Annotated in this window: 5 protein-coding genes; 2 read left to right on the forward strand and 3 right to left on the reverse strand. The window is 59.7% G+C overall.

Annotated elements, in window-relative coordinates; translation table 11 throughout:
- Positions 1-56: 56 nt before the first annotated feature.
- Together lpxH and KGB27_RS30510 are read right to left on the reverse strand one after the other, a co-directional pair.
- On the reverse strand, positions 57-809 hold the full coding sequence (lpxH, locus tag KGB27_RS30505) for a UDP-2,3-diacylglucosamine diphosphatase (protein WP_223557337.1): 753 nt from the start codon (positions 807-809) through the stop codon (positions 57-59).
- Positions 806-1,309 carry a peptidylprolyl isomerase gene (locus KGB27_RS30510; RefSeq protein WP_008032775.1) on the reverse strand — a complete coding sequence of 168 codons (504 nt, stop codon included), beginning with the start codon at positions 1,307-1,309 and terminating at the stop codon, positions 806-808. The genes lpxH and KGB27_RS30510 overlap by 4 nt, the downstream gene beginning before the upstream one ends.
- 250 nt (positions 1,310-1,559) lie before the next feature.
- Between KGB27_RS30510 and KGB27_RS30515 the strand changes: the two genes are divergently transcribed.
- Positions 1,560-3,260, forward strand: a complete 1,701-nt coding sequence (locus tag KGB27_RS30515) for a glutamine--tRNA ligase/YqeY domain fusion protein (protein WP_008032773.1) — start codon at positions 1,560-1,562, stop codon at positions 3,258-3,260.
- A 17-nt stretch (positions 3,261-3,277) separates the two neighbouring features.
- The gene (cysS, locus tag KGB27_RS30520) at positions 3,278-4,660 is read left to right on the forward strand and encodes a cysteine--tRNA ligase (RefSeq protein WP_046047477.1); all 1,383 of its coding nucleotides are present in this window, start codon (positions 3,278-3,280) and stop codon (positions 4,658-4,660) included.
- Between the two features lie 215 nt (positions 4,661-4,875).
- On the opposite strand, the gene KGB27_RS30525 is transcribed toward cysS, so the two are convergent.
- Entirely contained in the window at positions 4,876-6,714 is a 1,839-nt protein-coding gene (locus KGB27_RS30525; RefSeq protein ID WP_223557338.1) for a sigma-54-dependent Fis family transcriptional regulator, read from the reverse strand.
- Between the last annotated feature and the right edge of the window lie 119 nt (positions 6,715-6,833).

The raw sequence follows: 6,833 nt of genomic DNA on the forward strand, positions 1-6,833 counted from the left end.
ATATCATTCAGCATTGATGTTGACTGACACGACGCCTTCGCGGGCAAGCCTCGCTCCTACAGGTGTTGTATTGCAAGTCCAGGTGTCGGCGGGAAATCAAACGGCGCCAACGCAAACCCGCTCTCATCCACCTGCAACGCCCAGCCTTGGCGATCCCAATCCCCCAGCACAATGCGCTTGGCCGCTTGATCGCCAATCTGCAACTTGTGGATGGCCGGGCGATGGGTGTGCCCGTGGATCAGGGTTTTCACGCCATAAGCCTGCATCACCTGTGGCACTTCGTCCGGCGTGACATCGACAATGTCATTGGCCTTCATCCGCGTCTGCGCACGGCTTTCGCTGCGCAGTTTGCGCGCCAGTTTATGGCGGGTGCGCAACGGCAAGTGGCGCAGGATGAACAGGGTGATCGGGTTGCGCAGGTAACGACGCAGCTTCATGTAAGCCTCGTCGCGGGTGCAGAGGCTATCGCCGTGCATCAAGAGCACCGGCTCGCCGTTGAACTGCACGACACTCGGATCCTTCAACAACGTACAACCGGCCTGTTTGCAAAAGGCCTGGCCGAGCATGAAGTCACGATTGCCGTGCATCAGAAAAATCGCCGTGCCGCTGTCGCTGAGGTCGCGCAGGGCCTGGCAGATGGAACGCTGGAAGGGCGTCATGGCATCGTCGCCAATCCACGCTTCGAAAAAGTCGCCGAGGATGTACAACGCACTCGCCGAGCGGGCGCGTCCGGCGAGCAAATCCAGAAACGCCCGGGTGATGTCCGGGCGCTCCTCTTCCAGATGCAAGTCTGAAATCAGCAATATCACTCAATGATCTCGGCTTTCTCGATGATCACGTCGTCTGCTGGTACGTCCTGGTGGCCGGCCTTGGAGGTGGTGGACACGCCTTTGATCTTGTCGACAACGTCGGTACCGGCGGTCACTTTGCCGAACACTGCGTAGCCCCAGCCCTGAACGTTCTTGCCGCTGTGGTTCAGGAAGCTGTTGTCAGCGACGTTGATGAAGAACTGGGCGGAAGCCGAATGCGGCTCCATGGTGCGGGCCATGGCGACGGTGTACTTGTCGTTGGAAAGACCGTTGTCGGCTTCGTTCTGGATGCTTGGGCGCTTGTCTTTCTTTTCTTTCATGCCTGGCTCGAAACCGCCGCCCTGGATCATGAAGTTACCGATGACGCGGTGGAAAACAGTGTTTTCGTAGTGACCGGCTTTAACGTACTCGATGAAGTTGGCCACGGTGATCGGGGCTTTCTCAGCGTTCAGTTCCAGGACGATGTCGCCGTGGTTGGTGGTCAGTTTGACTTGGGTCATGATCGGTACTCTTTCTGGGAATTCGTGGGTTTCAGGGCTGTCGAGCCCTCAACCGGTCCGGCCGATGTCGGCCAAGGTGCGCAGTTTAGCGCGACAGACGCCAATTTCGAGGCTGTTTTTCATTTGCATCCGATTAAATGCAGCCGTTTTCGGGCCTGTACTGTCAGCGACTTGACGGCTTCGGCTATGATAGCGGCTTTGTTTTATCAGGCCCGTGTTCCGGCCGCGCACTTGTACGTTCAAGGATCCTATGAGCAAGCCCACTGTCGACCCTACCTCGAATTCCAAGACCGGCCCTGCCGTGCCGGTCAATTTCCTGCGCCCGATCATCCAGGCGGACCTGGACTCGGGTAAGCACACGCAGATCGTCACCCGTTTCCCGCCTGAGCCCAACGGCTACCTGCACATCGGTCACGCCAAGTCGATCTGTGTGAACTTCGGTCTGGCCCAGGAGTTTGGCGGTGTCACCCACCTGCGTTTCGACGACACCAACCCGGCCAAGGAAGACCAGGAATACATCGACGCCATCGAAAGCGACGTCAAATGGCTGGGTTTCGAATGGTCCGGCGAAGTGCGCTATGCCTCGCAGTATTTCGACCAGTTGCACGACTGGGCCGTTGAACTGATCAAGGCCGGCAAGGCCTATGTTGACGACCTGAGCCCTGAACAAGCCAAGGAATACCGTGGCACTCTGACCGAGCCGGGCCGTAACAGCCCGTTCCGTGATCGCAGCGTCGAAGAAAACCTCGACTGGTTCGCCCGCATGCGCGCCGGCGAGTTCCCGGACGGCGCACGTGTGCTGCGGGCCAAGATCGACATGGCTTCGCCGAACATGAACCTGCGCGATCCGATCATGTATCGCATCCGTCATGCGCATCACCACCAGACCGGTGACAAGTGGTGCATCTACCCGAACTACGACTTCACCCACGGTCAGTCGGACGCCATCGAAGGCATCACCCACTCGATCTGCACCCTGGAGTTCGAAAGCCACCGTCCGCTGTACGAGTGGTTCCTCGAGAACCTGCCGGTGCCGGCGAACCCGCGCCAGTACGAGTTCAGCCGCCTGAACCTGAACTACACCATCACCAGCAAGCGCAAGCTCAAGCAGTTGGTCGATGAGAAGCACGTCAATGGCTGGGACGATCCGCGCATGTCCACGCTGTCCGGCTTCCGCCGTCGTGGCTACACCCCTGCGTCGATCCGCAATTTCTGCGACATGATCGGCACCAACCGTTCCGACGGCGTGGTTGACTTCGGCATGCTTGAGTTCAGCATCCGTCAGGACCTCGACGCGAACGCCCCGCGCGCCATGTGCGTGCTTCGTCCGTTGAAAGTCGTGATCACCAACTACCCGGAAGACAAGGTCGATCACCTCGAACTGCCTCGTCACCCGCAGAAAGAAGAACTCGGCGTGCGCAAGCTGCCGTTCGCCCGTGAAATCTACATCGACCGCGATGACTTCATGGAAGAGCCGCCAAAAGGCTACAAGCGCCTGGAGCCGAACGGCGAAGTGCGTCTGCGTGGCAGCTATGTGATCCGTGCCGACGAAGCGATCAAGGACGCCGACGGCAACATCGTCGAACTGCGTTGCTCGTACGATCCGGAAACCCTGGGCAAGAACCCTGAAGGCCGCAAGGTCAAAGGCGTGATTCACTGGGTGCCGGCCGCGGCCAGCGTCGAGTGCGAAGTGCGTCTGTACGATCGCCTGTTCCGCTCGCCGAACCCTGAAAAGGCCGAAGACAGCGCCAGTTTCCTGGACAACATCAACCCTGACTCGCTGCAAGTACTCACTGGTTGTCGTGCTGAACCCTCCCTGGGCAATGCACAGCCGGAAGACCGTTTCCAGTTCGAGCGCGAAGGTTACTTCTGCGCGGATATCAAGGACTCGAAACCAGGTGCTCCGGTATTCAACCGTACCGTGACCTTGCGTGATTCGTGGGGCCAGTGATTCAAGGAACCTCTAACGTGCTTTCGATCTACAACACGCTCACCAAGAGCAAAGAAGTATTCAAACCGCTGGATGGCAACAATGTGCGCATGTACGTCTGCGGGATGACCGTGTACGACTACTGCCACATTGGCCACGGCCGCAGCATGGTCGCGTTTGACCTGGTGACCCGCTGGTTGCGGTTCAGCGGTTATAACCTGACGTATGTGCGCAATATCACCGACATTGAAGACAAGATCATCAATCGGGCCAAGGAGAACGGCGAGCCGTTCGACGTGCTGACCGAGCGCATGATCACCGCGATGCACGAGGACGAGGCGCGCCTCAACATCCTCAAACCGGACATGGAACCGCGGGCCACCGATCACATCGCTGGCATGCAGACCATGATCCAGACCCTGATCGACAAGGGTTACGCCTACGCACCGGGCAATGGCGACGTGTACTACCGCGTCGCCAAGTTCATGGGCTACGGCAAGCTGTCGCGCAAGAAGATCGAAGACCTGCGTATCGGCGCGCGGATTGAAGTCGACGAGTCCAAACAGGACCCGCTGGACTTCGTGCTGTGGAAAGGCGCCAAGCCGGGTGAACCGAGCTGGCCATCGCCGTGGGGCGACGGTCGTCCGGGCTGGCACATCGAGTGCTCGGTGATGTCGACCTGCTGCCTGGGCGAGACCTTCGACATTCATGGCGGCGGCAGCGACCTTGAGTTCCCGCACCATGAAAACGAAATCGCCCAGAGCGAAGCGGCCACCGGCAAGACCTACGCCAACGCGTGGATGCATTGCGGCATGATTCGCATCAATGGCGAGAAGATGTCCAAGTCCTTGAACAACTTCTTCACCATTCGCGACGTGCTGGAAAAGTACCACCCGGAAGTCGTGCGTTACCTGCTGGTGTCGAGCCACTACCGCAGCGCGATCAACTATTCGGAAGACAACCTCAAGGACGCCAAAGGCGCACTCGAGCGTTTCTACCATGCGTTGAAAGGCCTGCCGAGCGTGGCACCAGCTGGCGGCGAAGCCTTTGTCGAGCGCTTCACTCAGGTGATGAACGACGACTTCGGCACGCCGGAAGCCTGCGCGGTGCTGTTCGAGATGGTTCGCGAGATCAACCGTCTGCGCGAGAGCGATCTTGATGCGGCGGCGGGTCTGGCGGCGCGTCTGAAAGAGCTGGCGAGCGTGCTGGGTGTGCTGCAGCTTGAGGCCGATGACTTCCTGCAGGCCGGTGCCGAAGGGCGGGTTGATGCGGCTGAGGTTGATGCGCTGATTGCTGCGCGTCTGGCGGCTCGCGCCGGTAAGGACTGGGCGGAATCCGACCGTATTCGCGATCAACTGACCGCGATGGGTGTGGTGCTGGAAGATGGCAAGGGTGGTACGACCTGGCGTCTGGCTGACTGATTGCTGCGTTCGTTACAAACAAAACCCGCCTTGTGCGGGTTTTTGTTTTTGGGGTGGGATTGATTCAGCGGTGACAGGGCTGACGTCTTCGCGGGCAAGCCTCGCTCCTACAGGGACCGCGTCGTTCACGGTGTTGGCGAACGGCGCGGTCCCTGTAGGAGCGAGGCTTGCCCGCGAATGGTCTCAAACCGGGCGCCGCCGCTGCGGATGCCCCATCATTCCGACTGCCGCAACCGCTTGTAAAGGGTATTGCGACTAACCCCCAGCCGCCGCGCCAGATGGGAGATATTCCCCCCAGCCGCCTGCAACTGCCGATTCAAATCCTCCACATCATTCAAATCAACCGCCAACGGCTCATCCACCTCCACCGGTTCCATCTCCAGATCGACAAAAAAATCATCCGGCAAATGCTCCGGCCGCACCGGTTGCTCTTCCGCCATGGCCAGCGCCACCTGCATCACGCTGCTGACCTGGCGTAAATTCCCCGGCCACGGATGACGGCCGAACAACTCCATCACCTCACGGCTCAGCCCGGCCCACTGCGACGGTTCACGGTGTTGTTCCCACAAGCGTTTGAACAGCGCCTGCTTGTCGCTGCGTTCCCTGAGCGGCGGCAATTCCAGGGTCAAGCCGCCGATCCGGTAATACAGGTCTTCGCGAAACCGTCCCAACTGAACCTGCTCGCGCAACGAGCGGTTGGTCGCCGAGATAATGCGGATATCCACCGGGAACAGCTCGCTGCTGCCCACCGGCTGCACGCAGCGCTCCTGCAACACCCTTAATAGCCGGGCTTGGGTTGGCAATGGCATGTCACCGATTTCATCGAGAAACAGCGTGCCTTTGTCGGCCTTGCGAATCAGCCCGATGCTGCCTTTCTGATTGGCACCCGTAAATGCGCCTTTCTCGTAGCCAAACAGCTCGGACTCCACCAGTTCGGCGGGGATCGCAGCACAGTTGACGGCAATGAATGGTTGTTTGCTGCGAGAACTGGCCTGATGCAGCGCTTTGACGAACACTTCCTTGCCGACCCCGGTTTCGCCGTGGATCAGCAGCGGGATGTCTTTCTCCAGCAGGCGCTCGGCCTGGCGCACAGCTTTTTCCACACGGCTGTCGCCGAAGTGCAGGGTATTGAGGCTGATCGCGGCGGGTGCGGGTGCCGCCACGGCGGGCTCGGCGAACATTCTTGCCTGGATCGGTGCCTGTTTCGGCCGCTTCAACAGGCACTGGAAGCGGTTGCGCCCGGACGCCTGGAGGGAGAAGGGCAGGCCGTCCGGCTGATTCAGCAGTTCGAGCAATGAGACCTTGAACAGGCTCTCGACACTGACCCGCGACAGGCTGATGCCCAGCAGATTGTCGGCGCGGCGATTGGCTGAGAGCACCTGGCCGGTCTCATCGAAAATCAACAATCCCGCCCATTGGCTGTCGAGATTGTTCAACCCGGTATTGAACGTCAGTTGAAAGTGCTGGCCATGGAACAGGTTGAGGATCAGCCGGTTCTCCACGGTCTGGCTCATCATCTTGACCATGCCGAGGGTGTGGGACGGCGGCAGGTAACTGTCACTGGACACGTCCAGCACCGCGATGACCTTGCGTTCGGCATCGAAAATCGGCGCAGCGGAACCGGTCATGAAGCGGTTGGCCTTGAGGAAATGTTCATCGTGCTCGATGTGCACCGCCTGCTCACAGGCCAGGGCGGTGCCGATGGCATTGGTGCCGCTGCAGCGCTCCATCCAGCTGGCGCCGGCGCTGAAGCCGCGGGTCAGGCTCGGCTCGATGAAGCGCTGGGTGCCCCAGGAGGTCAGGACCTGGCCCTGATTGTCGGCGAGCATGATCAGGCAATTGGAGTTGCTGAGGATGTTTTCGTAGTAGGGCAGGACTTCCTGATGGGTGGTCTGCACCAATGAATGCTGGCTTTCCAGCAACTGCGCGATGTCCGCCGCCGGTAGCTGGTCGAATGCCGGGGCACTCTGATGATCGAGCCCGAACGCGCGGCAACGTGACCAGGAGTCCTGGATGATGGCGTCGTGGGACAAAACGGGGGCAGGTGCGGCCATTACAGTCAGCCTCTGAATAACGCTTTTATTGTTGTTATGGGTATTCCCCCTGTGGGAGCGAGCCTGCTCGCGATTACGGTGGGTCAGTCGAAATCAAATTGACTGACCCACCGTAATCG

It is taken from the genome of Pseudomonas sp. BF-R-01, from assembly GCF_019946615.1.
Classification (GTDB): domain Bacteria; phylum Pseudomonadota; class Gammaproteobacteria; order Pseudomonadales; family Pseudomonadaceae; genus Aquipseudomonas; species Aquipseudomonas migulae.

Bases quoted from the DNA above. Each gene is read 5' to 3' on its own strand.
- KGB27_RS30510 (WP_008032775.1), bottom strand. From the start codon at position 1,309: ATGACCCAAGTCAAACTGACCACCAACCACGGCGACATCGTCCTGGAA.
- KGB27_RS30515 (WP_008032773.1), top strand. From the start codon at position 1,560: ATGAGCAAGCCCACTGTCGACCCTACCTCGAATTCCAAGACCGGCCCT.
- KGB27_RS30525 (WP_223557338.1), bottom strand. From the start codon at position 6,714: ATGGCCGCACCTGCCCCCGTTTTGTCCCACGACGCCATCATCCAGGAC.